Here is a 24,675-nt window from a genome sequence, read left to right on the forward strand (position 1 = left end):
GGCGCGATGAGACACACTGGGCGAAGCCTCTTGTCGCGCCGACCGGGTGCGGGTGTCTCGCGGGTAGGAGCGGCGCGATGAGGCCCGGGGCACCGAATCCCGGCGCTCCGGACGCGAAAGCGAAATCGTTCGGACCGTCGCTGAAGCGGCTGCTGCGGCGACTCGCGCCCGAACGTTCCTCACTCACGGTCATTTTCGTGCTCGCGGTGGTCTCGGTGGTGCTGAACACCCTGGGTCCGCAGATTCTCGGCAAGGCCACCAACCTCATCTTCGACGGCGTGGTGGGCAAGCAGCTCCCGGCTGGACAGTCCAAGGAGCAGGTGGTCGAGCAGCTGCGCGCCAGCGGTGACACCACCTTCGCCGACATGCTCGCCAGCATGGACGTGGTTCCCGGTGTCGGCGTGGACTTCTCGGCCGTCGGCATGGTCCTCACCGGGGTGCTGTTCCTGTTCATCGGCGCGTCGCTGTTCGGCTGGCTGCAGTCGTATCTGCTCAATATCGTCATCAACCGCACCGTGAAGCGGTTGCGCGGCGATATCGAGGCCAAGGTGCACCGGCTGCCGCTGCGCTACTTCGACCAGATGCCGCGCGGCGATCTGCTCTCGCGCGTCACCAATGACGTCGACAATGTGTCACAGACGTTGCAGCAGACCATGAGTCAGCTGGTCACCTCCACGCTGACGGTGATCGGCGTGCTGTTCATGATGTTCTGGATCTCGCCGCTGCTGGCGCTGATCGCGCTGTTGACGGTGCCGCTGGCGGTGATCGTGACCGCGCAGATCGCCAAGCGCTCCAAACCGCACTTCGTGGACCAGTGGAAGTACACCGGGCAGGTCAACGCCCAGGTCGAGGAGGCGTACACCGGTCACGAGGTGGTCACCGCCTTCGGTCGCGGCCGCGAGGTCGGTGAGGAGTTCGACAAGACCAACGCGAAGCTCTACCACGCCGCGTTCCGGTCGCAGTTCATCTCCGGGCTGATCATGCCCGCCATCATGTTCCTGGGGAATCTGAACTACGTGCTCATCGCCGTGGTGGGCGGTCTGCGCGTGGCCTCGGGCAATCTGTCGCTGGGCGAGGTGCAGGCGTTCATCCAGTACTCGCGCGGTTTCACCCAGCCGCTCACCCAGATCGGCTCCATGATCAATCTGTTGCAGTCGGGTGTGGCGTCGGCCGAGCGCATCTTCGAGATCCTGGACGCCGAAGAGCAGGTGCCCGATCCCGAGGTGGAGGACTCGCGGCCGGTGGACCGCGGCCGGGTGGCCTTCGAGGAGGTGTCGTTCCGCTACGAGCCCGATACCCCCGTCATCGAGGATCTGTCCCTGATCGCCGAGCCCGGTCACGTGGTCGCGATCGTCGGCCCGACCGGTGCGGGCAAGACCACGCTGGTGAACCTGCTCATGCGCTTCTACGAGCTGGACGCGGGCGCGATCACCATCGACGGCGTGGACATCACCCGCATCACCCGCGACCACCTGCGCGAACGCCTCGGCATGGTGTTGCAGGACACCTGGCTGTTCGGCGGCACCATCCGGGAGAACATCGCATACGGCGATCCGGACGCCGCCGAGGAGGAGATCCTGGAGGCGGCGCGGGCGGCCTATGTGGACCGGTTCGTGCACGCGCTGCCGCACGGTTACGACACCGTCATCGACGAGGAGGGCTCCGGCGTCTCGGCGGGCGAGAAGCAGCTCATCACCATCGCCCGCGCCTTCCTGGCCAAGCCGTCCATCCTCATCCTGGACGAGGCCACCAGTTCGGTGGACACCCGCACCGAACTGCTGGTGCAGCAGGCCATGGCGGCGCTGCGCCGGGATCGCACGAGTTTCGTCATCGCGCACCGGTTGTCGACCATTCGCGATGCGGACCAGATCGTGGTGATGGAGCAGGGCCGGATCGTCGAGATCGGCACCCACGAGCGGCTGCTGGCCGCCCGCGGCGCGTACTACCGGCTCTACAATGCCCAGTTCGCCGCCGCCCTCACCGACCCGGACGGTGCGGACGAGCCGGACGAGGACGCGGTACCGCTGGCGAAGACCTGACGATCGGCCGCCACAGGGACGGGCGTGTTCGTGACCCGTCTCGGGTGCGCGGCGGGGAGCTGGGAGGATGGTCGGGTGTCTTCCCCCGAATCCTTCGCTTTCAAGGTCGGCACCCGGTTGGACGGCCGGCACGGCCGCACGGGTGTGATCAGCACTCCGCACGGTGATATCGCCACGCCCGCCTTCATTCCGGTGGGCACCAAGGCGACCGTGAAGGCGGTGCTGCCCGAGGCCATGAAGGAGTTGGGGGCGCAGGCGCTGCTGGCCAACGCCTACCACCTGTACCTACAGCCGGGCCCGGACATCGTGGACGAGGCCGGTGGGCTGTCCGGCTTCATGAACTGGCCGGGGCCGACCTTCACCGACAGCGGCGGTTTCCAGGTCATGTCGCTGGGTGTGGGCTTCAAGAAGGTGCTCGCCATGGAGGCGGTGGGCGTGCAGAACGACGACGTGATCGCCAAGGGCAAGGAGCGGCTGGCCCATGTCGACGATGACGGCGTCACCTTTCGCTCGCACCTGGACGGGTCGAAGCACCGCTTCACCCCCGAGGTGTCCATGGGCATCCAGCATCAGCTGGGCGCGGACATCATGTTCGCCTTCGACGAGCTCACCACGCTCATGAACACCCGCGGCTACCAAGAGGAATCGCTGGAGCGCACCCGGCGCTGGGCACAGCGCTGCCTGGACGAACACGAGCGGCTCACCGCGGCGCGCTCGCATCGCCCCTATCAGGCGCTGTTCGGCGTCATCCAGGGTGCGCAGTACGAAGACCTGCGGCGCAAGGCATGTCGCGATCTGGAGGAGTTGCGCGGCGCCACCGGAACGGGTTTCGACGGGTACGGCATCGGCGGCGCGCTGGAGAAGCACAATCTCGGCACCATCGTGGGCTGGTGCTGTGACGAGCTGCCCGAGCAGAAGCCGCGGCACATGCTCGGCATCAGCGAACCCGAGGACATGTTCACGGCGGTGGAGAACGGCGCCGACACCTTCGACTGCGTGAACCCCTCCCGGGTGGCGCGCAATGCCGCCATCTACGTCGACGAGGGTCGATTCAATATCAACACCAGCCGCTTCCGCCGCGACTTCACTCCCATCGACGACACCTGCGACTGCTACACCTGCGCCAACTACACCCGGGCCTACCTGCACCACCTGTTCAAGGCCAAGGAGATCCTCGCCGCCACCCTGTGCACCATCCACAACGAACGCTTCACCGTCCGGCTGGTGGACCGCATCCGCGGCAGTATCGAACGCGGTGAATTCGACGACTACAAGACCGATTTCCTCGGCCGGTGGAAGGGCCGAATCAAGGCCCCGGCCAACTGATCTCGGCCGGTCAGGGGTGCGGGGGCCGGACCCCGCACCCGCGCCGGTCAGCTCGCGAGCGCCGATTCCCCGGTCGGCGCGTAGGACGGCTCGTGCCGCTTCAGGTACCCGATCACCCAGTAGGTGAGGGGCAGCACGATGACCTCCGCCAGGGTCTTCCACAGGAACCCGACGATCACGTAGTTGATGAACGAGCCCCACGTGCTGATGCCGATGGCCGTCGCCGCGATGGAGCAGAAGATCAGCGTGTCACCGAATTCGCCGACCACGGTGGAGCCGAGCAGTCGCGCCCACAGGTGCTTCTCCTTGGTCTTCTCCTTGATCGCGACCAGCGTGGCGGAGTTCAGCATCTCGCCGACGAAGTATCCGGCCAGTCCGGCCAGCACCAGTTGCGGCGTGGTGCCGAGCACGCTGCGGAATGCCTCCTGGTTCTCGTAGAACCCGGCCGGGGGCAACTCGATGGCGATCTTGAACGCCACCACCATGACCAGCAGGATGCCGAAGCCGTAGTAGATGGCCCGCCGCGCGGCCTTGAAGCCGTACACCTCGGTGAGCACGTCACCGATGATGTAGGCGAGCGGGAAGAGGAACCACGCGCCGTCGGTGGTGATCGGCAGCAGCTCGATCGGCCCGAGGGTCAGCGAGTGGTCGGTGAAGAACTGCACGCCCTTGGTGGCGCAGATATTGGAAATGATCAGAACTGCCGTGAACAGTGCCACGACCGGTGTGTAGTAGCCCCCCGCCGCCTTCGCGAATGCCGCGTGTTCGGTGGCGGGGCGTCCAGGTCCGACCGTCTCGGTCGGTAATGCATCACTCACGAAGAGAACAGGATACCGTTCACCGCCGTCGGTGGAATAGGCTGGCCGGATGACGAACAGCGGCGGCTCCGACGAGTGGTGGAACCACTACGGAGATGAGGGCGTCACGCCCGATTCGCCTTCCTCGCCGTCGGTACCGCAGCCCCCGGTCGCCGGTTATTCCTCGGCACCGCAGTACCAGGCTCCGCCGATGACGCCTCCGCCGCAGCCGCAGTACCCGAATTTCCCGCCGCCGCAGGCGAATCCGAGCGCGCCCGGATACCAGCAGCAGGCTCCCGCACCCGGCCCCGGACCGGCGTACGGCTATCAGTCCGGCGGTCACGCGCCGCCGGGTTATCCCCAGAGCGGCTACACGCCGTACGGGTACGCGCCCCAGCGGGCCACCAATGGCATGGCGATCGCGTCACTGGTGGTGTCGATCCTCGGCCTGGCGACCCTGTTCTTCTGCTTGCTGCCGATCGGTTCCCTGGTCGGCCTGATCCTGGGTGCGGTAGCGCTCAACCAGCTGAAACAGTCTCGACAGGAGGGCCGCGGCCTGGCTCTGGGCGGCATCTGGGTCGGCGCGGCCGGACTGGCGCTGGGCGTGCTGCTGTGGGTGCTCATCGGGGCGGCGGTCGTCTCCGGAGCCTAGTCCACCACGGACGACGAAAGCGGGTGCGCATCCCCTCGGATGCGCACCCGCTTTCGTCCGTGCCGACGTGGTGTCGTCAGCCCTTGACGACCTGGGTGCCGCCCGCGAACTTGTCGTGCCAGCCCTGCTTGTTCGGGTCCTGTTCGATGGTGACCGCGATGTAGATGGACATACCGATGTAGGCGATCGTGCCGAGGCACGGAATCAGGTTCGCCAGCATGAACAGGTTGCGCTTGGCCGAGACCGCCGGGTCCAGGACGCCACCGCCGGGCGCGACCACCCGCAGGCCGAGGAGCTTCTTGCCGAGGGTCTGGCCGCCCTGCTGCGTCTCCATGAAGATGAAGTAGCCGAACAGCAGCAGCGGGGTCACGATCGACCACAGCGTGCCGAGCGCGCTGGAACTCGAGTTGAGGACGTAGCCGATGATGGCCGCGGGGATGCCGACGATCAGGGAGTCGATGATGCGCGCGCCCAGGCGGGTCCACACGTCGGCGGGCGTCCCACCGCCGAATCCCGGTGCGCCGTAACCGGGCTGCTGCCCGAACGGCGGCTGCTGGCCGTAGGGCTGCTGCTGACCGTAGGGATCGGGCTGCTGTCCGTACTGCGGTTGCTGGCCGTAAGGGTCGGACGGCTGCTGCCCGTACTGCGGCGGCTGCTGGTTGTAGGGGTCGGACTGGCCGTATGGCTGCTGACCGTACTGTGGCTGGCCCTGACCGTAGGGCTGGTCGCCGGGTTTCTGCCCGTACGGGTCGCCGCCCTGCGGATACTGATTGGGGTCGTACCCACCGCTCGTCATTGTCTCGCCGTCCTCATGTGAAGTTTCGTCCGGTGTGGTGTCGAATCCGTACGTTACGGACCTGGACTGCTCGCAACAAGCCAATCGGGATCGAGTGTCCACGGTTCGCGTGGCAGGTCGGCGGGGCGGAAGCGGGGCAGCAACTCGGCCGGGCTGCTCGCCGCGTAGCCGAGCGACCCGGCCAGGAATCCCACCACCTGTTCGACGGTTTCGCCCCGGTCGAGGCGGTCGCCGAGGGTGACCGCGCCGTCGCGTTTGGCCAGCCGCTGCCCAGCCTGGTTCAGCACCAGTGGCACATGTGCGTACCGCGGCACGGGTAGGCCGAGCAGAGTCGCCAGATACGCCTGCCGGGGTGTGGAGGGCAGCAGGTCGTCACCGCGCACCACCTGGTCGACGCCCTGCTCGGCATCGTCCACCACCACGGCCAGGTTGTAGGCCGGGACGCCGTCGCCGCGTCGCAGCACCAGATCGTCCACCGCGCCGCGGTAGGGGCCGTGCAGTTCGTCGGTGATCTCGAAATCGTGGACGCCGGAACGCAGGCGCAGCGCCGCGGGCCGTCCCGCGGCGCGGCGTTCGGCGCGCTGGCGTGCGGTCAGGTCGCGGCAGGTGCCCGGATACGCGCCCATGGGGCCGTGCGGCGCGGTGGCCGCCTGCTGGATCTCCCGGCGTGTGCAGAAGCATTCGTAGCTGAGCCCGGCGGCGGTGAGCCGGGCGATGGCCGCCTCGTAGCGCGGTATCCGCTCGGATTGCCGCACGACCGGCGGATCCCACTCCAGTCCGATGGCCGCCAGGTCCGCCAGCTGCCGTTCGGCGGCGCCGGGTCGCACCCGGTCCAGATCCTCGACGCGCATGAGGAAGCCGCGGCCGGTGGAGCGGGCGAAGAGCCAGGCCAGCAGGGCGGTGCGCAGATTGCCCAGGTGCAGATCGCCCGAGGGGCTGGGCGCGAACCGGCCGTTGCCCACGGTGGCGTCGGCGGTGGCCGGGCGCGGGGCGGGCGCGGTCTGGTCGATGGACACGTCGGTCCATGCTAGTGGCGGCGGTCCTCGGTCCGAGCGGTCGGTGACGGCAGCGTCAGCCGCACCCGCAACCTCTCCTCGGCGATGGGCGTATCGGTGTCGAAGATTGCGAGGAGCTCCTTCGCACGGGCGACGAGTCCGGCGCTGTCGATACCGTACGGCGGTGGTCCGAAGGCCGTGAGGCGGTGCACGGCGCGCTCGAGCAGGGTGCGCGCGCCCTTCCTATTCCCTCGCTGAATGTGGGTCAGGCCAACGGCATATTGGGCCAATCCCTGCCACAGCATCCTTTCGGCGAACGGCCCGTTCTTCCAGGCGGCCTCCAGGACCTCATGGGCATTGAAGGCGAGCCCCGCATCGAGGAGTTGCTGGGCGTACTCGAGCGTTTCCGCAGGCGGGAGTTCGAGATCGTCCGGTATGCGAGGTACGCCGACGCTGCCCATGGGCAGCGGGCGACCAAAACGATCACGGGGACGTGCATTCCGCGCACGTCCGCCCTCGTCGCGGTCACGGGAGTCGTCGGCATCGGGTGCGTCGGCCATGACCTCCATCATCCCGGATGTGCGCGACCGCGGCCGCGGCCCGGTTTGCCGCCGGGACTCGCAAACGCACCCGCAATAAACATGCGCCATCCGATATTCGCATGTTTTGGGATTCTGCAATTATGTGGCAAATAGTTTGCCAGCAAACTTTGCCACGCATTCGCTGGTTGAATTCGAAAGAATGCGATCTCCTGTTGACGAACCCTGCTACTGTTTAGCCCGGGAATGGTCATCGGGGGAGCATTCCCATCGTGAAGTGCAGAGAACGAGTTGACGGCACAGTTGCGTGCTACCTCAGGCGCACTGCGGAAGCCGGATTCCAGCCGCTTCCAGCCGGTCACGAGAACGATGCCAGCAAGTACTCACGCATGATGCAGCAAAGGAGCTAGAACCGTGAAGGTGGATTTGGCAGGCGCCTCATGGCGCAAGAGCAAACATAGCGGCCCGAATGGAAACTGTGTTGAAGTGGCGTTTCTGCGGGACGGCAACATCGCGGTCCGTGACAGCAAGGACCACGGCCACGGCCCGATCCTGGCATTCACGCCGGGCGAGTGGGATGCGTTCGTGATGGGCGTATCCGACGGAGAGTTCAAGAGCGCCTGATCCGACGAACAGGTGGCCCCGAGTCAACGCGGACTCGGGGCTGTGTTTTTTGCCCTCCGCTTCGCTGCGGGCTGGGTTCGCGGCGTGTATCGGTCCGGGTCGGAGGAGGTGCTGGGTCAGTCCGGGTGGCCGTTGCCCTCGTCTTGGGCGCGGCGGAGGACGGCTAGCTGTTTGTGCTCTTCCTCTTGTTCGGTGGCGCGGTGCAGCTCGCGCTCGGCGTCGGGGTCGGGGCGGAAGAAAGCGCCGGTGCCGGGACGCCCCGCGATGCCCAGTTCGTTCATCTTCCGGGGGACCCGCGCGCCCTGATACTCCAGGGGGATCGGGTGGCCGTGGGCGTCGACGGGGCCCAGGGGCTGGTGCAGTTCGATGTATTCGCCGTGCGGAAGTCGGCGCACCACACCGGTTTCGATACCGTGCTCGAGAATCGCGCGGTCACTGCGTTGCAGGCCCAGGCAGAGCCGGTAGGCCACGAAGTAGGCCAGCGGCGGCAGCAGGAGCAGGGCGAAGCGGAATCCCCAGGTTGTCGCGTTGAGCGAGATATTGAATCCCAGCGCGATAATGTCGTTGACGCAGGCCAGCGTGAGCACGACATAGAAGGTCAGCGACATGGCCCCGATCGCCGTGCGGGTGGGTACGTCGCGGGGTCGTTGCAGCAGGTTGTGGTGGGCGCGGTCGCCGGTGAGCCGTTTCTCGATCCACGGATACGCGATGAGCAGCACGAAGATCAGCGGCATGAGGATGGCCACCGCGAACGCGCCGGGCACCGTATGGCCGAAGATATACAGCTCCCACGGCGGGAACAGCCGCAGGAATCCGTCGGTCCACATCAGGTAGAAGTCCGGCTGCGTGCCCGCCGACACCTGGGAGGGGTTGTACGGCCCCAGATTCCAGATCGGATTGATCTGCAACAACCCGCCCATGAAGGCGAGGATCGCCAGGTTGAAGGCGAAGAACGCACCCTGGTCCAGCGAGAACACCGGCACGATGCGGGTGCCGATCACATTGCGTTCGGTGCGTCCCGGGCCGGGGTACTGGGTGTGCTTCTGGTACCAGACCAGCGCGATGTGCGCGGCCACCAGCGCGATCATGATGCCGGGGAACAGCAGCACGTGCGCGATGTAGAGCCGCGGAATGATGATGGTCCCCGGGAAGTCTCCGTCGAACATGAGCCAGTGCAGCCAGGTGCCGATGATCGGCGTGCTCATGGTGATGCCCGCGAAGGCGGCACGCAGCCCGGTGCCGGAGAGCAGATCGTCGGGTAGCGAATAGCCGAAGAACCCCTCGAACATGGCGATGATCAGCAGCAGCGATCCGAGCACCCAGTTGGCCTCACGCGGACGGCGGAACGCGCCGGTGAAGAAGACGCGGCACAGGTGCACGATCATGGACGCGGTGAAAAGCAGCGCGGCCCAATGGTGTACCTGCCGCACGAACAGTCCGCCGCGCACGTCGAAGGAGATCTCCAGGGTGGATTCGTAGGCGCGCGACATGGTGACGCCGCGCAGCGGCTGATAACTGCCGTCGTAGACGACGTGCGCCATGGACGGATCGAAGAACAAGGTCAGATACACGCCGGAGAGCAGCAGGATGATGAAGGTGTAGAGCGCGATCTCCCCGAGCAGGAACGACCAGTGGGTCGGAAACACCTTGTTGACGGATCGTTTCAGGAATGCCGCGGCTTGGTACCGCTCATCCATGGCATCGGCTTGTTCGGCCGCTCGACGGCCCGCACGTGAAGTTGCCATTAGCGGTCACCCCGCCCCCGCAGGAGAGTGAAAGACTTCTACTACAGACGGTAGCACGCAGTGCCGTTGGGCGGGACCGGAATTCCGACCGATATGGTCGCGGGCGTGAACTCGCTGGCGCCCTGGGACGCGACCATGTATTGGCTGTCCGCTCGCACCCGCAATGATCTGTTCCTGCTGTACTGCTTCGCCGACACCGGTGTGCCCACAGCGGAATTGCGCGCCGCCATCGCCGAGCGAACCGCGCGCATTCCAGATTTGCTGGTCCGCGTGCTGGACGTTCCTGCGAATCTTGCGTATCCCCGCTGGGTGTCCTGTGAGTTCGCCGACGGCCAAATCGTCGAATACGCACTCGAAGAATCCGACTGGTCTGAACTTCTCAATGCCCTTGGCAAACTCGTGGACACCAGCCTCGACCCCACCGACCGCCCCTGGCGCCTGCACCTGTTCCGGCATGTCACCGCCGCCCCGACCGCGAGCGGCCCCGCCCTGGTCGCGGTCCTCCAGCTCTCCCACGCCCTCGCCGACGGCCGCCGCGCCGCCGACCTCGCCCGCGCCCTGTTCACCGAGCGCGACGGCACGGCGCCGATTCCCCTGCCGCGCAACGGGAACAGCGTGGGCGCACAACGGGGGAATGACGCGGTCCGGCCGGAGGGGAGCGAGCGGCTGTCGAAGCGGTCGGACGACCGTCGACACGGCGGCGCGGCAGGGCCCACCCCGTGTGGCACGACGGACCAGCGGGGGAGCGGCAGCCCGACCGAGAGGCGGGCCGCGGTGTTCCCCGATCGCGTGCGGAGGTGGTTCGCGGCGGCGGTCGCGCTGCCCGGCATACCGCTAGGCATGGCCCGCACCGTATTTCGCGGCTACACCGCCTACCGCGCGCAGCGTGAGCTGGCGGAGCTCACCGCGCGGGGCCGACTTCCGCCACCGGCCTCCGGCTACCCACCGAACCTGCTGCACGGCAACGGCGCGATCCCCGGCCACGCGGTCCGCATGCTCGTGTTCGACACGGCGGACCTGCGCACCCCCGGGCACACCGTCACCGTCGTCGCGCTCACCGCGGTGTCACTGGCCGTGCAGCGCTACCTCCGCGCCCGCGGCGAACCGGCCGACGCCCTCGGCGCGCAGGTCCCCATGGCCGTATCCGGCGACTCCGGCGACCAGCGCAACAGCTACCGCGACCTCTCGGTGGATCTCGCCGCCGACGAGCCCGACCCGCACCGCCGCGCCGACCGCATCGCCGCGACCATGGCCACCCGCCGCACGCGAGCGACCCACCCCCTGCACGCCGCCCAGGACGCGGTCACCGCCGCCCTGCCCGCACCCGTGCTGCACCGCGACGTCACCACCTACCCGATGGACGTCCTGCCCGACCGGATCTCGGGCCACACCGTCGTCTCCAGCGTCCACCGCGGCCCCGCCGACCTGACCCTCGGCAGCGGCCCCGTCCACTTCACCGCCGGTTTTCCGGCACTGGGTTCCGTCATGCACCTCACCCACGGCATTCACGGCCTCGGCGACACCGTCACCTTCTCCATCCACGCCGACCCCGCCGTCATCCCGGACCTCGACACCTACGCACAGCTGCTGACCACCGCCGTGGCCGATGTGGTCACGGCGCTGCGCTGCGCACCGGGGAAAGCCGAGGGGCCGGGGAATGCCGAAGGGCCCCGTCCGGAGTGATCCGGACGGAGCCCTTCGTGAGCGGAGGATAGGGGATTTGAACCCCTGAGGGCTGTTAACCCAACCCGCGTTCCAGGCGAGCGCCATAGGCCACTAGGCGAATCCTCCGCTGAGCAATATAGCGGCTGATTCGGGTGTACGGCAAAACGGGCAGGTGGCGGCTACTTTTGCGGGAGTGCGGTGAGGGCCTTCTGGACCTGCTCCTTGGCGATCTGGCCGACCTCCTCGGTGCTGATCGTGTCGGCGCTGGCGCGCGCGATGCTGATCTCCACCTTGACCGACACATTGCTGTCGCGCACCGCGACCGTGTAGTCGAGGTTGTTGCGGTAGCTGGAGTCGCGGGTCTCGGTGTGCCAGTAGCCCTCCTCGCCCAGGCCCGTCACATCGCCGGAGGCCAGGCCGCTGCCGGTGGAGCGGGTGTCATATTCCTTCCAGCGCTTGTAGTCCGGATCGGGCTGGTAGTACTTGCTGCCCGTGGCCAGATAGGACACCTCGAGTGTGATGTCGGCGTCATTGTCGATGTACTTGTCGGAGCTCGGCTCGGTGTAGCCCGCCTTGCATTCGAGCTTGCCGCCGGAATACGAGGTGGGTTGGGTCTCGGTGTGCGTGGGCGTTCCGTCCGGGGTGCTCGACCACCTGGTCAGCGCGGTGGGGTCGATCAACGAGCAGGCGTTGGTGACATTGTCCATCGTGTACTTGCCGTCGGCGTTCGCGTTCTCGGTCTGCTCGCCCGCGGTGTTCGGGGAGTCGTCGTCACCGCCGGCGAGGGCGATGACGCCGATGCCGATGCCGACGATCACCACCAGGCCGAGGACGGCTGCGACGATCAGGCCGGTCTTGTTGCCGCCGGACGGTGGGGGCGTCGGATAGCCGGGGTAGCCGGGCTGGGGAGCCGGGCCGGAGGCGAAGGGCTGCGCGGGTCCGGCGGCGAACTGCTGCACCGGGGCCGGGCCGGAGGTGTAGCCCGGCTGGTAGGTCTGCTGCGGGGGCGGCGTGTAGCCCGGGCCCCCGCCGTAGTTGAGCATGGTCGGATCCGGTGCGGACGGCGGCGGCGCGCCCTGGTTGAGCATGGTCGGATCCGGAACCTGTTGTCCCGGAGCGTAGTTCAGCATGGTCGGATCACCGGCGACCGGCTGGGCGTCGATTCCGGCCGGTGGCGTGGACCACCACTGGGCCGTCTCGGGGTGATTTCCGGGGTTCCGGTCGCCGCCCGGTGGTGGATTCGTGCCTGTCACTGCCTGTTCCCCTCGATGTAGAGCGGGCCCTCCCCGCAATGTTCGACAGATCGTAGCTACCCCGGGCGGCGGACGGCTCGGCGAGCGGCTACACTGGCCGACGGATCCAGCGCGGCGCGCATCCTGTGAACTCCCCCAGGGCCGGAAGGCAGCAAGGGTCAACGGGCTCTGCCGGGTGCGCTGGGTCCCCTTTCGTTTCCGGGCCGTTCTCCGATCGCCGACCGGGTCCGCGTATATCCCTCCCACTTCCGCCTGCTCGCCGAGTAACGTGGGCGGCTGGGTCCGCGGACCCCCATCGCGGACCCCAAGGAAATCGACCCCACGCCGTTGGAAAGGCCCGAGGATGCCCCGGCAGACGCAAATCGGTTTGATGAGCCACGCGGAACTCGTATCGGAACACGAGACGCAGGACGCGAACTACGCGAAGCTCCGGACCGAGAAGCTCACGCTGGATCTGACCCGGGGCAAGCCCGCGCCCGAGCAGCTGGATCTGTCCGCGGATCTGCTCTCGCTGCCGGGCGTCGACGACTACCGGGACGGCTCGGGCACCGATGTGCGCAATTACGGCGGACTGCACGGTCTGCCGGAGCTGCGCGCCATCTTCGGCGAACTGCTGCACATCCCGGTGGAGAATCTGCTGGCGGGCAACAATGCCAGCCTGGAGATCATGCACGACGTGATCGTGTTCGCCATGCTGCACGGCACCGCGGATTCGGAGCGGCCGTGGGTGCGCGAGCCGGTGCGCAAATTCCTGTGCCCGGCACCGGGTTACGACCGGCATTTCGCCATCACACAGTCGCTCGGTTTCGAGATGATCCCGATCCCCATGCGCCACGACGGTCCGGACGTGCACGCCATCGCCGAGCTGGTGGCCGCCGATCCGACCGTCAAGGGCCTGTGGGCGGTGCCGAACTATTCCAACCCCACCGGTGTCACATTCTCCGAAGAGGTGGTGCGCGAACTGGTTTCGATGCCGACCGCGGCCGCCGACTTCCGGCTGTTCTGGGACAACGCCTATGCCGTGCACCCGCTGACCGACACCGCCGATCCGGTGCAGGACGTACTGGGCATGGCGGCCGCCGCCGGTAACCCCAACCGCCCCTTCGTCTTCGCCTCCACCTCGAAGATCACCTTCGCGGGTGCGGGCGTCAGCTTCGTCGGTGCGTCCACCGCCAACCTGGACTGGTACCTGAAGCACGCCGCCAAGCAGAGCATCGGCCCCGACAAGGTGAATCAGCTGCGTCACCTGCGCTTCTTCAAGAATGCCGAGGGGGTGCGCGCGCATATGCAGAAGCACCGCGCCATCCTGGAGCCGAAGTTCAAACTGGTGCTGCGCATCCTGGAGGACCGCCTCGGCGCGTCCAAGGTGGCGTCGTGGACCGAGCCCAAGGGCGGCTACTTCATCAGCCTCGACGTGCTGGAGGGCACCGCCAGCCGGGTGGTGGCGCTGGCCAAGGACGCGGGCATCGCCCTGACTCCGGCCGGTGCGTCCTTCCCGTACGGCAAGGACCCCGACGACAAGAACATCCGCATCGCCCCGAGCTTCCCCAAGGAGGCGGAACTCGAGAAGGCCATGGACGGCCTGGCGACCTGCGTCCTGCTCGCAGCCACCGAGAAGCTGCTCGCGGACGGGAAGTAAGTGCCGGTCGCGCGGGAGGCGTGCTACCGGTGCACGCGTCCGGCTCACGAGTCACCTCCCGCCGGAGGCGTGGTCGCCGCGCCCGCGATAGCTCGGGCCTCGATTCCGGGTGGCCGTGTTCGCCAGCCTTCCGGTTTGTCCGCGAACAATTGTCGCTGGCTGCCCGCGAACACACGACGGCGCGCACCGGATATCGGTGCGCGCCGCCGGACTTCTCCGAATGAACTCCGCCGTCAGGCGGGTTTGTGCGCGAGGACGGCGAAGATGGTCACCGACAGGTGGATGTCGCCGGAGGCGGCACCGGCCTCCAGGTCCGCCACCAGTTGGTCGCGCTGCTCCTGGGTGATGGCGCGGCGGGCGACGGCCATATCGGCGACGCGGGCGACCAGTGCGCCCGCGCCCGCGCTGCGGTCCTGGACCAGCGCGTGCGAGCCGATGTCGTCGACGACCAGTCCCGCCTTGGTGAGCTGCCCGGCGAGCTGGCGGCCCGCGTAGGGATTGGTGGTGCTGGCGATCATGGTGTCGATGACCTCGTTCACCACGCGGCGGTCGCCGGGGTGCACGATGGCGGTGCCCCAGTCGCTGTCCATCACCACGACGCGGCCGCCGGGCGCGAGCACGCGGGCGATCTCACCGGCGGCGCGGGCGGGTGCGGTGAGGTGCTGGAAGACGCGCTCGCACAGGGCGACGTCGAAGGTGTCGTTGCCGAACGGCAGTCCGTAGGCGTCACCGGAGCTGAATTTCGCGCCGGAGCCGTGGTTGGCGGCCCGCCGTTCGGCGGCGGCCAGCAGGGCGGGGTCGGGTTCGACACCCACGGCCAGGCCGGTGGGGCCGACCCGGTCGGCGAAGGCCAGCACCTCGGATCCGGTGCCGGAGCCGATGTCGAGGGCGCTTTCGCCGGGCCGCGGGGCGAGCGCCTCGTGCGCCCAGTGCCGCAGACTGCGGATGGCGGGTAGTGCCGCGCGTAGGTCGCGGACATCGACGAGTTGGTCTTGGCCGTTCTTGTCGAACCGATCCGGTGCCAGCCCGGACCGCGTGCCGTTATGCGGCACGGAGCCCACTGTGGGGGAGGCCATAGTGTCAGGCATGGGCCGAGCCTACTTGTGTTCGAGGGCGACGCATCACCAGGTCTGTGATATGTGTCACGATAACGCTCTTCGCCCGGTTGCGCACGGATGCGGCCGCCGCCGCACCCCTTTCCGCTCGACCGTGGGGGCCGAAGTGCGATGATCGATGCATGCCGACCCGCAAGCTGTGTATCGCGCAGGATCCGCAGGCCGATGAGCTGCTCTCCACCGACGACTTCGCATTGCTCGTCGGCATGGCACTGGACCAGCAGTTCCCCATGGAGCACGCGTTCCGCGGCCCGCAGAAGATCGCGGACCGGATGGGTGGTTTCGACATCCGCCGCATCGCCGCCGCCGATCCCGCCGAGTTCGAGGAGATCGGGGCCACGCCGCCCGCCATCCACCGCTACGGGCGCTCCATGGCGCGGCGGGTGCAGGAGCTGGCGCGCTACATCATCGAGCACTACGACGGCCGCACCTCCGGCCTGTGGACCGACGGCGACCCGGACGGCAAGGAAGTCCTGAAGCGCCTCAAGGCCCTGCCCGGTTTCGGCGACCAGAAGGCCCGCATCTTCCTGGCGCTGCTGGGCAAGCAGGACGGCCTGGCCGCGAAGGGCTGGCGGGAGGCCGCCGGCGCCTACGGCGAACGGAATTCCCGCCGCTCGGTCGCCGATGTCACCGATGCCGAATCCCTGGCCCAGGTCCGCGAATTCAAGAAGCAGGCCAAGGCCGCCGCCAAGGCGGGCTGACCGGGGCGGCCCGGCCCGCCCCGCCCCACTGCGGCGTGGGTGCTGATGTTATTCGCCATTCCCATCGGAGATCTGGCTAAAGCCCCGTTGTCGCCATGAAAAGTGACCGAGTATTCACAATCGTGTGGTACAACTCACTCGGTTACGAAGGGTGGATTCGTCATGGAACCAACGGCCCGTCAGCGCGCGGCACTGGGCATGATCTGCGATACGTTCCTGCCGGGGGACGGGGCGGCGCTGCCCGCGGCGACCGAACTCGGGGCGGTCGACACGATCTTCGCGTTACTGGGCCGCAATCCGCGCGAGGCCGAGCTGAAGCAGCTGGCCACCCTGCTGGACCTGTGGGATTCCCGGCTGGCCGGACTGCTCACCGGCAGCGGCCCGCGCCGCTTCTCGTCGCTGTCGCAGGAGCAGCGCGAACGGGCCCTGCTGCGTCTCGGTGACTCCGGGCTCGGACCCGTTCGGGCCGTCTTCCAGGCGCTCGAGCAGGCGGCCCTGCTCGCCTACAACGTCACGCCCGGCCCGACCGGGTCCAATCCGCTCTGGGGGCGGATCGGCTACCCCGAGCCCACCGGCCCGCTGCCGTCGGCCCCGCCGCCCGCGCTCACCCCGCTGCGTTGCACCGAGAACACCTCGCTCACCTGCGATGTGGTCATCGTCGGATCGGGTGCGGGTGGCGGCGTGGCGGCGGCCGTGCTCGCAGAGGCCGGTCTCGACGTGGTGGTGCTGGAACGCGGAAACTATTACGACGACCGTGATTTCGGCGGGGGCGAGCTCGACGCGCTGACGAAGCTGTACGCGCCCGGACCGTCCGCCACCGCGGAGGGACAGCTCACGCTGGTGGCCGGCACCTGCCTCGGCGGCGGCACCGTGGTCAACTGGAGCACCTCGCTGCCCACCCCCGACGCCATCCGGCAGGAATGGGCCGAACTGGGTGTCCCACAGTTCGCCGACGCCGAATTCGGCGACGCACTCGAGGTGGTGCGCAAGCGGATCGGGGTCACCGAGCAGCGCTCGCCGCTCTCGGCCCGCGACAGCGTCCTCGAACGCGGCGCGCGGGCACTGGGCTGGGCGGTGGATCCGTTGCCGCGCAATGTGTCCGACGCCTGTGACGCCGGGATCGAATGCGGCCGATGCGGTTACGGCTGTCGCCTCGGGGCCAAGCAGACGGTGACCAAGACCTGGCTCGCCGACGCCGCCGCTCGCGGAGCGCGCCTGGTGGTCGATGCCGATGTGCGCCGCATCGAGGTGAGAAACGGCCGCGCCGAAGCCGTTTCGGCCCGCACCTCGACCGGCGTGGAGATCGACGTGCGGGCGCGTGCCGTGGTGGTCGCCGCCGGCGCGATCCAAACCCCCGCCCTGCTGCGCCGATCCGGCCTGCGCAACAAGAACATCGGCAGATATCTGCGGTTGCATCCCGCCGCCGCCGTCTTCGGGGTGTTCGACGAGGACATCCGGCCGTGGGAGGGCGCGCTCCAGGGACGGATCAGCCGCCACCACGCCGACCTGGACGGCAAGGGCTACGGCGTCATCTACGAGACCGGGCCGATCCATCCCGGGCTGGCCACCGGTTTCATGAACTGGCGCGGCGCGGCGGGCTTCCGGGACACCATGCTCGACTTCGCCCGGTCGAACTCGGTCGGTGTCATCACCCGTGACCGCGATCCGGGTACCGTCACCGTGGACGGCAGCGGCGAACCGATCGTGAAGTACCGGCTCTCCGACTACGACGCCGCGCATCTGCACACCGGAATCGTCGGGGCCGCTTCGATTCTCGAGGCCGCCGGGGCGCGCCGGATCTTCTCGGGGCATCAGGCGGGCATCGACTACGAGCCGGGGGTGCGCGGCTCGCACGACGAATTCGCCGCCGCGTGCCGCCGGGCGGGCTACGCGCCGGGACGGTGCGCGATGGGCGCGCTGCACATCATGGGTTCGGCGCGCATGGGCGGCACCCGCGAGTTGTCGGCGGTCGATCCGGACGGCGTCACCTGGGATGTCGCCAATATCGTCGTCGCCGACGGCTCCTGCTTCCCGACCGCGCCGGGGGTGAATCCCATGGTGACCATCGAGGCGATCGGCTATATGAACGCCGAACGCCTCGCCGCGCGATTGGCGTAGTCCCGCACGGCATCCGGGACCGGTCACAGGGCTCGGATGCCCTCCAGCAGCGTATGCAGGACGCCGGTGTCGGCGTGCCCGGTCGGCGCGGGCGGCGGCGATCGGTGCATCAGCCGCCCGTCGTCGATGAGGTCGCCGATCAGCACCTTGGTCACGGTCAGCGGCAACCGCAGATGCGCCGCCACCTCCGCCACCGACAGCGGGGTGCGGCACAGTCCGATGATGGCCGCGTATTCGGGCTCGGTGCGGCGCGTCGCCGCGCCCCGGTGGATGTCGACCACGAGCGTCGTCATATCCAGATCCGGTCGCCGGACCCGGCCGCGACCACGGGTGACGGCGTAGAGGCGGACCAGCGGACCCGCGTCCTCCTCGTACCAGTGCTCGCGCGCGTCACTCATGGCTGTGGCCGGTCGACCGCCGTGAACCGCGGATCCACCGACAGATGGGTGCCGACCCGCTGCACCGTCTGATTCATCTCGTAGGCCACCAGACCCATATCGGCGGTCTCGGCCGCCAGCAGGGCCAGACAGGCATTGGCGCCGGCGGCGGTGATGAACAGCACGGCGTGGTCGAGTTCCACCACGGTCTGGCACACCCCACCGGCCTTGAAGTGGTGACCGGCGCTGCGCGCCAGACTGTGCAGAGCCGAGGCCATGGCCCCGAAACGGTCGGCGTCGGCGCGGTCGAGTCCGTTGGAGAAGCCGAGCAGCAGGCCGTCGGCGGACAACAGCACCGCCGATTGCGCGTCGGGCAGCCCGCTGACCAGTTCGTCGAGCAGCCAGCCGAGGTCGATTCGCTGAGAAGTGGTCATCGTCGCCTTCTGTGGTAGAGCTATTCGGTTGAGGTGGACCCGGTTCCGGTGCGCGGCCGACGGCCCTGGCGGGTGCCCTTGGCGATCGCGCTCATGAGATCGCGCGCCTCGTCGGCGGTGCGCCGGCGCGGCGGAGCGGGGGCCGCGGGGTCGCAGTTCGCCTCCGGGCCGGGGTGGCGGTGGCGGCGCGGCAGTTCCGGCCGATCGTCGCGCGAGGGCCGCGGCCGGGTGGGCGAACGCGGTGTGGCGGGCGGCGCGACGTCGACGGTGCTGTTCAGCGTGATCGGGCTCATCGGCAGGATGCCCGGCCGCGACTCCCGCAGCGGTGGCATGGGCGGCATGGTGATCTCGGCGAGCCGTCGCATATCCACCGGGGTCGGCCCGACGGGAGCGATGACATCGGGGACCGCGATCACGCCGGGGACCGCGATGACGCCGGGGACCGCGATGACGCCGGGGACCGCGATGACATCGGGAACGCCGGTGCCGTCCGGCCGCGCGGTCTCCAACACCGAGTGCGGCACCAGCACGACCGCGCGCACCCCGCCGTAGTCGGATTCGGTGAGCCGCACCGAGATCCCGTGGCGTCCCGCCAGTTTCGCCACCACGAACAGGCCGAGCCGGGTATCGCTGGACAGCGCCGCCACACTGAAGTCCGGTGGATCGGCGAGCATGGCATTGCGTTCGGCGAACTCGGTCTCCGACATGCCGAGGCCCTGGTCGGTGATCTCGATCGCCACCCCGCGGCCGACCACCAGCGCCGATACGGTGACCGGTGATTCGGGTGGCGAGAACGCGGTGGCGTTGTCCATCAGCTCGGCCAGCAGGTGGATCACATCGGCCACCGCCTTGCTGGTGATCCGCGCCTCGGGGATGCGGCCGGTCGAGATCCGGGTGTAGTCGAGGCTTTCGGCGACCGCACCGCGAATCAGGTCGATGAGCAGCACCGGATTGCGCCAGCGGCGGCCGGGCTGCTCACCGCCGAGAATGACCAGGTTCTCGGCGTTGCGGCGGGCCCGGGTCGCGAGATGGTCGAGCTGGAACAGCAATTCGAGCTGATCGGCGTCGGTCTCCTCGCGTTCGGCGCGGTCGAGCAGGGTGAGCTGCCGGTGCACCACCACCTGGCTGCGGTGGGCGATATTGAGGAAGACGGCATTGATGCCGGTGCGGGTCTTGGCCTCCGCCACCGCGGCCGCCACCGCCGCCACGTGGGCGCGGTTGAAGGCGTCGGCCACCTGGCCGAGTTCATCGGTGCCGAAGTCCAGCCGGGTGGCGTCCCGCTCGGTGTCCACCGCCGCGCCGGATCCGGCGCGGCGGACCAGTTCGGGCAGGCGCTCGTCGGCCAGTTCCAGGGTGTGGCGCCGCAATCGGCGCATCCGGCCGATGAAGCGGTTGGCCAGCAGCAGCGCCAGCAGGAAGGCGATGCTGGCCACCAGCAGCACCGCGCCGCCGCCGAGCAGGGCGTTGCGGGTGGCGTCGGTGCCGCGCTGGGTGGCGACGGCGTGGGCGTCGCGGCTCTGGTCCTCCCACAGTCGCTGCAGATCGGCATTGACCTGTGTGGTCGCCGACTGCCAGGTGATCAGGTCCAGGGGGAGCGTGGTTCTCGGCTCGGCGTCGTCGGTGACCGCGCCGCGCAGCACGATGGCGTCCTGCATGGCCGTGACCTGCTGCCAGGCCGGACCGGCGGTGATGGCGTTCAGCTGGTCCAGCCGTTCGCCCCGCAGCACCGTGGCGGAATAGGCGACCTGATCGCGGAATTCGCCTACCCGGCGCGAGAATTCGAGCAGTTGCGGCTCGGACAGCTCACCGGTGGTCAGCGCCACCGAGCCCAGGGTGTCGGCCTGCGACAGCGCCTCGGCCGCGCGCAGCACCTCCACGCCGTAACCCAGTTCGACCGCGATCTCGGCGTCCGGGGCCACCCGGGCGGCCAGCATGGACGCGGCGATGATGGTGCCGATCACCTGGGTGAAGAAGGTGAACACCTGATCGGCCGGAACCCGCTGTGCGTCGACACCGGCGCGCAGCGTGGGCACCATCTCGAAAAGCCGGTTGTAGCCCTCGATATCGGCCGCGGAGTTGTTCGGGTTGAGTTCGGCGGCGGCGTCGCCCTTGGCCTCCAGCGCGACCAGCGCGGCATCGGACTGCTGGCGAGCGACGACCAGCTGTTCGGCCGCGCCCTCGTCACCGGCCAGTCGCAGCAGGGACAGGCGGCGCTCCTCCGCGAAGGCCGAGATCATGAGGATGGCCGGGCCGGTGGTGCTGCCGGCCAGTTCCGCCCACTCCGTGGACTTGCGCGCGCCGTCCACCAGGTACACGGCCGCGCCGCCGCCGATGGCCAGCAGGGTGACGCTGGAGATGAGCACGATGGACAACAGTCGGGCGCGGATGCCGATCCGGCCCCGCAGGTCGCGGAGGTCGCGCGCCAGCGCATCGGACCGTGCGGCGGACGCCGTGCGCAGGTTGTGCCGAATGCCCACGTAGATCTTCCCTGCTTCCGGATGGCGCGTCCGCCCGTATGCAATGCCCGTCTGCTCGAGATGAGCGCAAGGTCACACTTTCTCGACGAAAGAGTAACGGAAACATGCCGACGCAACCACACGTCTCACCGGTCGGCAGTCGGCGAATTTCCGGCAATCGCAGGGGATTCGGCGTGCGGCCCGTTCCGGAAGCGATGCTCGAGGCTGGCGGGCCGGATTCGTGGGATGTTATGTTGATCGACATGACTGCTGGCCGCCCTCGCGCCACGCGGGTCACCTATGTGACCGTCGCGCTGGGTGTGCGGCTGCCGCGCCAGCGCGAGCTGTGTTGCTCCCGCCGCCGCGCAGTCGAGTTCTGATCCCGGGTTCCCGTCGTATCCCGGGCTCCTCGCTGCCCCGCCGATAGCTCCTGTCGACATGTCCCGTCCGGGTACGGGACCGCAGCAAGGAATTCGCGTCATGTCCGGTCCCGCACTCGAGCGCTCGCATTCCCCGGCTCAGGCCACCCGCCCGGCCCAGGCACGTCCGGCCGTGCCGCCGGAACTGCGCATCTCCGATAATCCGGCCGCCGCGGTGCTGCGGGCCGCGGCGCGCGGCCCCATCTTCCGCGATACCGCCGCCCGGACCACGGGCGCGAGTATCGCCACCGTCAATCGTCAAGTGTCCGCGCTGCTTTCGGCCGGGCTGCTGCGGGAACGCGCCGACCTCACGGTATCCGGCGCGGTCGGTCGGCCACGGGTGCCCGTGGAGGTGGACACCGACTCCTTCGTGACGGTCGGAGTGCATATCGGCTGCACCGTCACCCGCATCGTGGCGGCGGATCTGTCCGGCCGGATGCTGGGCGGCCTCGAGATCGCCACGCCGCGGACCGGGCAGGACGCCGCGCTGACCATTGTCGCGCGCAGTGCCAAGGCATTCCTGGGCCGGCTGCCGCGGCGACGGCCGCTGTGGACCGGGGTCGCCGTGTCGGGCCGTGTGGAGGCCGCCGCCGGGGTCGTCGACCATCCCCGGCTCGGCTGGCGGGCCGCGCCGGTGGCCGCCGTCTTCGGTGCCGTGCTGGACCTCCCGGTGTCGGTGTCCGCACATGTGGAGGCCATGGCCGCCGCCGAACTACTGCTGACGCCACGCGAGCCGGACAACCGCCCCGGCAGCGCTCTGTACCTCTACGCGCGCGAAACCGTCGGTGTCGCGGTGACATTGGACGATCGGGTGCATACGCCCGCCAACGGCCCCGGGTCGATCGCTCATCTGCCCACCGGTTCGGACGCGGAATGCCCGTGCGGCCGTCGCGGCTGCCTGGAGGTCACCGTCGGTGAGCGCGAACTGCTGTCGCGTGCCGTGCGGCAGGGTGTCCTGCCCAAACCGGAGGCGCACCGCCGCCCCCGCGTCACCGACCTGTACCGGGCCGCCGAGACCGACACCGGCGCGCGTGCCCTGCTCGCCGAAAGGGCCGAGATACTGGGCCGCACCGCCGCGCTCATCCGCGACATGTTCAACCCGGACCGCGTCATCCTGGGCGGCCAGGCGTTCACCGGCTACCAGCCCGGAACCGCCCGCATCGCACGGGCTTTCCGCGCGAACACCAGCCTGCCCGATGCCGACCTGCGCATCAGCCGCTTCGGCGGCCGGGTGCAGGAGAGCGCCGCCGCGGTCACCTCGCTGAGCATCTTCTACGCCGACCCGCTCTCGGCCGTCCGCCGCGCCGTCCGTACCCGGTGAGCGGCACGGGTCCGCCGCGCTACTTCCCGGGCGTGAACAACCCCTCCAACGCCGTGATGAAGTACGGGAAGTGTCCGGCGAACTGATACAGGTCGCGGTCGCGTTCGAAGCCGCCGAACCAGTACAGGCCGGGACGGCCGTCCGAGTGCGGGTTGAGGTCGCGGAAGGCGCGGGTCCAGTGGTCGGTGCGGCCCGCGGCCACCGCGAAGGGCAGTGCGCGGGAGAAGACCAGTTCCTGGTCCGGCGGCGGAATCTGCTCGCGTGACAGCCCGTCCAGGGCACGCTGCATGCCGCGCACGCGGTCGGTGAGTTCGCGACCGGCCGCGGTGCGCGCGGGCAGATAGCGGGGGAGCAGCAGGGCCGCCACACCGCCGAGCGCGATCGCCACCCCGACCAGGGCGTGACCGGGCCCCAGCGCCAGCCCGACGGTGGCCGCCGCGCCGACGGTGACCAGCCCGACCCCGAGCCAGAATTCGGTGCCGCGGCGGGCGCGGTCCACGTACAGCCCCTGGGCGACCGCGTCGGCCACCAGCGCCTTGCGCACCGCCGTGGCGTCCAAGCGTCCCCGCAGCTCCGACAGCAGCACCGACTCCGCGCCCTCCGGCAGCAGCGCCGCGTACACCGCCCGCTCATGGTCGGTGAGCTGTCCGTCGGCCGGATTCAGCCGGGTGATCCGCCAATCCGTGTCGTCGATCGCGGTCACCCACAGGTACCGCCGCACCGCCAGATCCACCACCGTCGCGGCGAGATCATGCGGATCGACATAGCCGTCCAGCAGCAGCCCCGCCGTACCCGGCAGCACCCCGTCCGGCGAGGTGAACAGCACTCGTTTGCCCTCGCGCAGCAGCGGATCGACGATCTCGGCGTCCTGCGGCGCGGCCTGCCCGCGCGACCACACCACGAATCCGGCGGCCACCGCCAGGCCGAGCAGCAGGACCGCGAAGGCGGCGAGCACCGGAGTCGTGACGGAGAACGGACCCGGCGCGTCGGCATCGTCGATATCGGCATTGGCCGCCACCGTTCCGGGCGGCAGTTGCAGGGTTACATCGATGACATCGCCCTTGCGCAGATCGGTCTTCTCCAGATGGGCGAAACCGTCCGGTTCGACACGGATATCAGCGCAGTCCTGCGGCTGCCCGGGCGGCCCGATGGTGCACTTCGTCACGCCCATGCGGAAGTCCGGGCTGCTCACCGTCGCCAGCACCGACGCCACATCGGTGTTCAGCACACCGGTCCAGTGGAACACCTGCGCTCCGGTCGTATCGCTGACCGTGTTGTGCACCGTGTACTCGAACGTCGACTCCCCGGGGCGCGCGGTAACGGTGAAGCGGTCGTCGGCGACGGTCGCCTCCCCGGGGCCGGTCGAGCGCACGTCGGTCACCCGGAAGGTGCGCGCTACACTCTCGCTGACCTGCACCCGCAGCGGCAGTACCTGGCGGAACTCCTCACCTTCGGGCACCGTCACCGTCTCGGTGACCCGCAGCAGCCCGTCATCGCCGAGGTCGACAGCGGCGACGATCCGCACCCCATCCGGAGCGGGCTGGGCTTGGGCGGCCGGGGCGAGCAGGCTCGCCAGGGCGAGCAGCATGACGACCAAGCCCCCCCGAAAAATCTGCATGGAAGGGTACTTTAGACAGCTTGCTATCCTTCCTCAGCGGCTGTCG

At 68.9% G+C, this 24,675-nt stretch carries 20 protein-coding genes, 1 tRNA gene and 1 other RNA gene; 10 read left to right on the forward strand and 12 right to left on the reverse strand.

The genetic code is table 11. From position 1 onward, the window contains the following. The first annotated feature begins 77 nt into the window (after positions 1-77). Positions 78-2,039: an ABC transporter ATP-binding protein gene (locus QMO76_RS27660; protein ID WP_306364274.1), complete on the forward strand. Its 1,962-nt coding sequence runs from the start codon at positions 78-80 to the stop codon at positions 2,037-2,039. Positions 2,040-2,114: 75 nt separating this feature from the next. Further along, positions 2,115-3,365: a tRNA guanosine(34) transglycosylase Tgt gene (gene tgt / locus QMO76_RS27665; RefSeq protein ID WP_306364275.1), complete on the forward strand. Its 1,251-nt coding sequence runs from the start codon at positions 2,115-2,117 to the stop codon at positions 3,363-3,365. Positions 3,366-3,412: 47 nt separating this feature from the next. Here tgt and QMO76_RS27670 read toward each other — a convergent pair whose 3' ends face one another. Further along, positions 3,413-4,183, reverse strand: coding sequence for a queuosine precursor transporter (locus tag QMO76_RS27670; protein ID WP_306364276.1), 771 nt, complete (start codon positions 4,181-4,183; stop codon positions 3,413-3,415). 49 nt (positions 4,184-4,232) lie between these two features. On the opposite strand from QMO76_RS27670, the gene QMO76_RS27675 reads away from it, so the two are divergent. Then, a complete protein-coding gene (locus QMO76_RS27675; RefSeq protein ID WP_306364277.1) occupies positions 4,233-4,814 on the forward strand; it encodes a DUF4190 domain-containing protein in 582 nt (193 codons plus the stop codon). Between the two features lie 76 nt (positions 4,815-4,890). Here QMO76_RS27675 and QMO76_RS27680 read toward each other — a convergent pair whose 3' ends face one another. From QMO76_RS27680 to QMO76_RS27690, 3 genes are read right to left on the reverse strand one after another with little or no spacing between them, the layout of a single operon-like run. Further along, complete coding sequence (locus QMO76_RS27680; protein ID WP_306364278.1) at positions 4,891-5,610, reverse strand: RDD family protein; 720 nt, start codon at positions 5,608-5,610, stop codon at positions 4,891-4,893. A gap of 53 nt (positions 5,611-5,663) precedes the next feature. Beyond that, entirely contained in the window at positions 5,664-6,620 is a 957-nt protein-coding gene (gene gluQRS / locus QMO76_RS27685) for a tRNA glutamyl-Q(34) synthetase GluQRS (RefSeq protein WP_306364402.1), read from the reverse strand. A 17-nt stretch (positions 6,621-6,637) separates the two neighbouring features. Next, positions 6,638-7,165: a DUF309 domain-containing protein gene (locus QMO76_RS27690; RefSeq protein ID WP_306364279.1), complete on the reverse strand. Its 528-nt coding sequence runs from the start codon at positions 7,163-7,165 to the stop codon at positions 6,638-6,640. A 393-nt stretch (positions 7,166-7,558) separates the two neighbouring features. Between QMO76_RS27690 and QMO76_RS27695 the strand changes: the two genes are divergently transcribed. Continuing rightward, complete coding sequence (locus tag QMO76_RS27695) at positions 7,559-7,768, forward strand: DUF397 domain-containing protein (RefSeq protein ID WP_306364280.1); 210 nt, start codon at positions 7,559-7,561, stop codon at positions 7,766-7,768. Between the two features lie 116 nt (positions 7,769-7,884). On the opposite strand, the gene QMO76_RS27700 is transcribed toward QMO76_RS27695, so the two are convergent. After that, a complete protein-coding gene (locus QMO76_RS27700) occupies positions 7,885-9,513 on the reverse strand; it encodes a cytochrome bc complex cytochrome b subunit (protein WP_306364281.1) in 1,629 nt (542 codons plus the stop codon). Positions 9,514-9,618: 105 nt separating this feature from the next. On the opposite strand from QMO76_RS27700, the gene QMO76_RS27705 reads away from it, so the two are divergent. Beyond that, positions 9,619-11,196 carry a WS/DGAT domain-containing protein gene (locus QMO76_RS27705; RefSeq protein WP_306364282.1) on the forward strand — a complete coding sequence of 526 codons (1,578 nt, stop codon included), beginning with the start codon at positions 9,619-9,621 and terminating at the stop codon, positions 11,194-11,196. A gap of 22 nt (positions 11,197-11,218) precedes the next feature. Here QMO76_RS27705 and QMO76_RS27710 read toward each other — a convergent pair. Together QMO76_RS27710 and QMO76_RS27715 are read right to left on the reverse strand one after the other, a co-directional pair. Then, positions 11,219-11,304, reverse strand: a tRNA-Ser gene (locus tag QMO76_RS27710). A 53-nt stretch (positions 11,305-11,357) separates the two neighbouring features. Further along, positions 11,358-12,431, reverse strand: a complete 1,074-nt coding sequence (locus QMO76_RS27715) for a hypothetical protein (RefSeq protein ID WP_306364283.1) — start codon at positions 12,429-12,431, stop codon at positions 11,358-11,360. A 99-nt stretch (positions 12,432-12,530) separates the two neighbouring features. On the opposite strand from QMO76_RS27715, the gene ffs reads away from it, so the two are divergent. Next, positions 12,531-12,625: signal recognition particle sRNA small type (ffs, locus tag QMO76_RS27720), an RNA gene on the forward strand. Positions 12,626-12,774: 149 nt separating this feature from the next. Continuing rightward, entirely contained in the window at positions 12,775-14,070 is a 1,296-nt protein-coding gene (locus QMO76_RS27725; protein ID WP_306364284.1) for an aminotransferase class I/II-fold pyridoxal phosphate-dependent enzyme, read from the forward strand. A gap of 233 nt (positions 14,071-14,303) precedes the next feature. Here the strand turns inward: QMO76_RS27725 and QMO76_RS27730 are convergent, their stop codons facing one another. Next, complete coding sequence (locus tag QMO76_RS27730) at positions 14,304-15,146, reverse strand: methyltransferase domain-containing protein (RefSeq protein WP_372342107.1); 843 nt, start codon at positions 15,144-15,146, stop codon at positions 14,304-14,306. A gap of 161 nt (positions 15,147-15,307) precedes the next feature. Here QMO76_RS27730 and QMO76_RS27735 point away from each other — a divergent pair, with 161 nt between their 5' ends. Continuing rightward, the gene (locus tag QMO76_RS27735) at positions 15,308-15,886 is read left to right on the forward strand and encodes an HhH-GPD-type base excision DNA repair protein (protein WP_306364286.1); all 579 of its coding nucleotides are present in this window, start codon (positions 15,308-15,310) and stop codon (positions 15,884-15,886) included. Between the two features lie 162 nt (positions 15,887-16,048). Further along, on the forward strand, positions 16,049-18,004 hold the full coding sequence (locus tag QMO76_RS27740) for a GMC family oxidoreductase N-terminal domain-containing protein (RefSeq protein ID WP_306364287.1): 1,956 nt from the start codon (positions 16,049-16,051) through the stop codon (positions 18,002-18,004). 23 nt (positions 18,005-18,027) lie between these two features. On the opposite strand, the gene QMO76_RS27745 is transcribed toward QMO76_RS27740, so the two are convergent. Genes QMO76_RS27745 through QMO76_RS27755 form a run of 3 tightly spaced genes read right to left on the reverse strand, consistent with a single transcriptional unit; the run spans position 18,028 to position 21,292 of the window. Then, a complete protein-coding gene (locus tag QMO76_RS27745; RefSeq protein WP_306364288.1) occupies positions 18,028-18,402 on the reverse strand; it encodes a DUF742 domain-containing protein in 375 nt (124 codons plus the stop codon). Next, positions 18,399-18,815, reverse strand: coding sequence for a roadblock/LC7 domain-containing protein (locus QMO76_RS27750; RefSeq protein WP_306364289.1), 417 nt, complete (start codon positions 18,813-18,815; stop codon positions 18,399-18,401). Before QMO76_RS27750 ends, QMO76_RS27745 begins: the two co-directional genes overlap by 4 nt. 20 nt (positions 18,816-18,835) lie before the next feature. After that, positions 18,836-21,292, reverse strand: a complete 2,457-nt coding sequence (locus tag QMO76_RS27755; protein WP_306364290.1) for a nitrate- and nitrite sensing domain-containing protein — start codon at positions 21,290-21,292, stop codon at positions 18,836-18,838. Positions 21,293-21,751: 459 nt separating this feature from the next. On the opposite strand from QMO76_RS27755, the gene QMO76_RS27760 reads away from it, so the two are divergent. After that, positions 21,752-23,011, forward strand: a complete 1,260-nt coding sequence (locus QMO76_RS27760; RefSeq protein ID WP_306364291.1) for an ROK family protein — start codon at positions 21,752-21,754, stop codon at positions 23,009-23,011. A 19-nt stretch (positions 23,012-23,030) separates the two neighbouring features. On the opposite strand, the gene QMO76_RS27765 is transcribed toward QMO76_RS27760, so the two are convergent. After that, positions 23,031-24,629 carry a DUF2207 domain-containing protein gene (locus QMO76_RS27765; protein ID WP_306364292.1) on the reverse strand — a complete coding sequence of 533 codons (1,599 nt, stop codon included), beginning with the start codon at positions 24,627-24,629 and terminating at the stop codon, positions 23,031-23,033. Between the last annotated feature and the right edge of the window lie 46 nt (positions 24,630-24,675).

The organism is Nocardia sp. CC227C, assembly GCF_030767025.1.
Taxonomy (GTDB): domain Bacteria; phylum Actinomycetota; class Actinomycetes; order Mycobacteriales; family Mycobacteriaceae; genus Nocardia.

Bases quoted from the DNA above. Each gene is read 5' to 3' on its own strand.
- QMO76_RS27660 (WP_306364274.1), top strand. From the start codon at position 78: ATGAGGCCCGGGGCACCGAATCCCGGCGCTCCGGACGCGAAAGCGAAA.
- QMO76_RS27675 (WP_306364277.1), top strand. From the start codon at position 4,233: ATGACGAACAGCGGCGGCTCCGACGAGTGGTGGAACCACTACGGAGAT.
- QMO76_RS27680 (WP_306364278.1), bottom strand. From the start codon at position 5,610: ATGACGAGCGGTGGGTACGACCCCAATCAGTATCCGCAGGGCGGCGAC.
- QMO76_RS27690 (WP_306364279.1), bottom strand. From the start codon at position 7,165: ATGGCCGACGCACCCGATGCCGACGACTCCCGTGACCGCGACGAGGGC.
- QMO76_RS27700 (WP_306364281.1), bottom strand. From the start codon at position 9,513: ATGGCAACTTCACGTGCGGGCCGTCGAGCGGCCGAACAAGCCGATGCC.
- QMO76_RS27725 (WP_306364284.1), top strand. From the start codon at position 12,775: ATGCCCCGGCAGACGCAAATCGGTTTGATGAGCCACGCGGAACTCGTA.
- QMO76_RS27730 (WP_372342107.1), bottom strand. From the start codon at position 15,146: ATGGCCTCCCCCACAGTGGGCTCCGTGCCGCATAACGGCACGCGGTCC.
- QMO76_RS27735 (WP_306364286.1), top strand. From the start codon at position 15,308: ATGCCGACCCGCAAGCTGTGTATCGCGCAGGATCCGCAGGCCGATGAG.
- QMO76_RS27740 (WP_306364287.1), top strand. From the start codon at position 16,049: ATGGAACCAACGGCCCGTCAGCGCGCGGCACTGGGCATGATCTGCGAT.
- QMO76_RS27745 (WP_306364288.1), bottom strand. From the start codon at position 18,402: ATGAGTGACGCGCGCGAGCACTGGTACGAGGAGGACGCGGGTCCGCTG.
- QMO76_RS27750 (WP_306364289.1), bottom strand. From the start codon at position 18,815: ATGACCACTTCTCAGCGAATCGACCTCGGCTGGCTGCTCGACGAACTG.
- QMO76_RS27760 (WP_306364291.1), top strand. From the start codon at position 21,752: ATGTCCGGTCCCGCACTCGAGCGCTCGCATTCCCCGGCTCAGGCCACC.
- QMO76_RS27765 (WP_306364292.1), bottom strand. From the start codon at position 24,629: ATGCAGATTTTTCGGGGGGGCTTGGTCGTCATGCTGCTCGCCCTGGCG.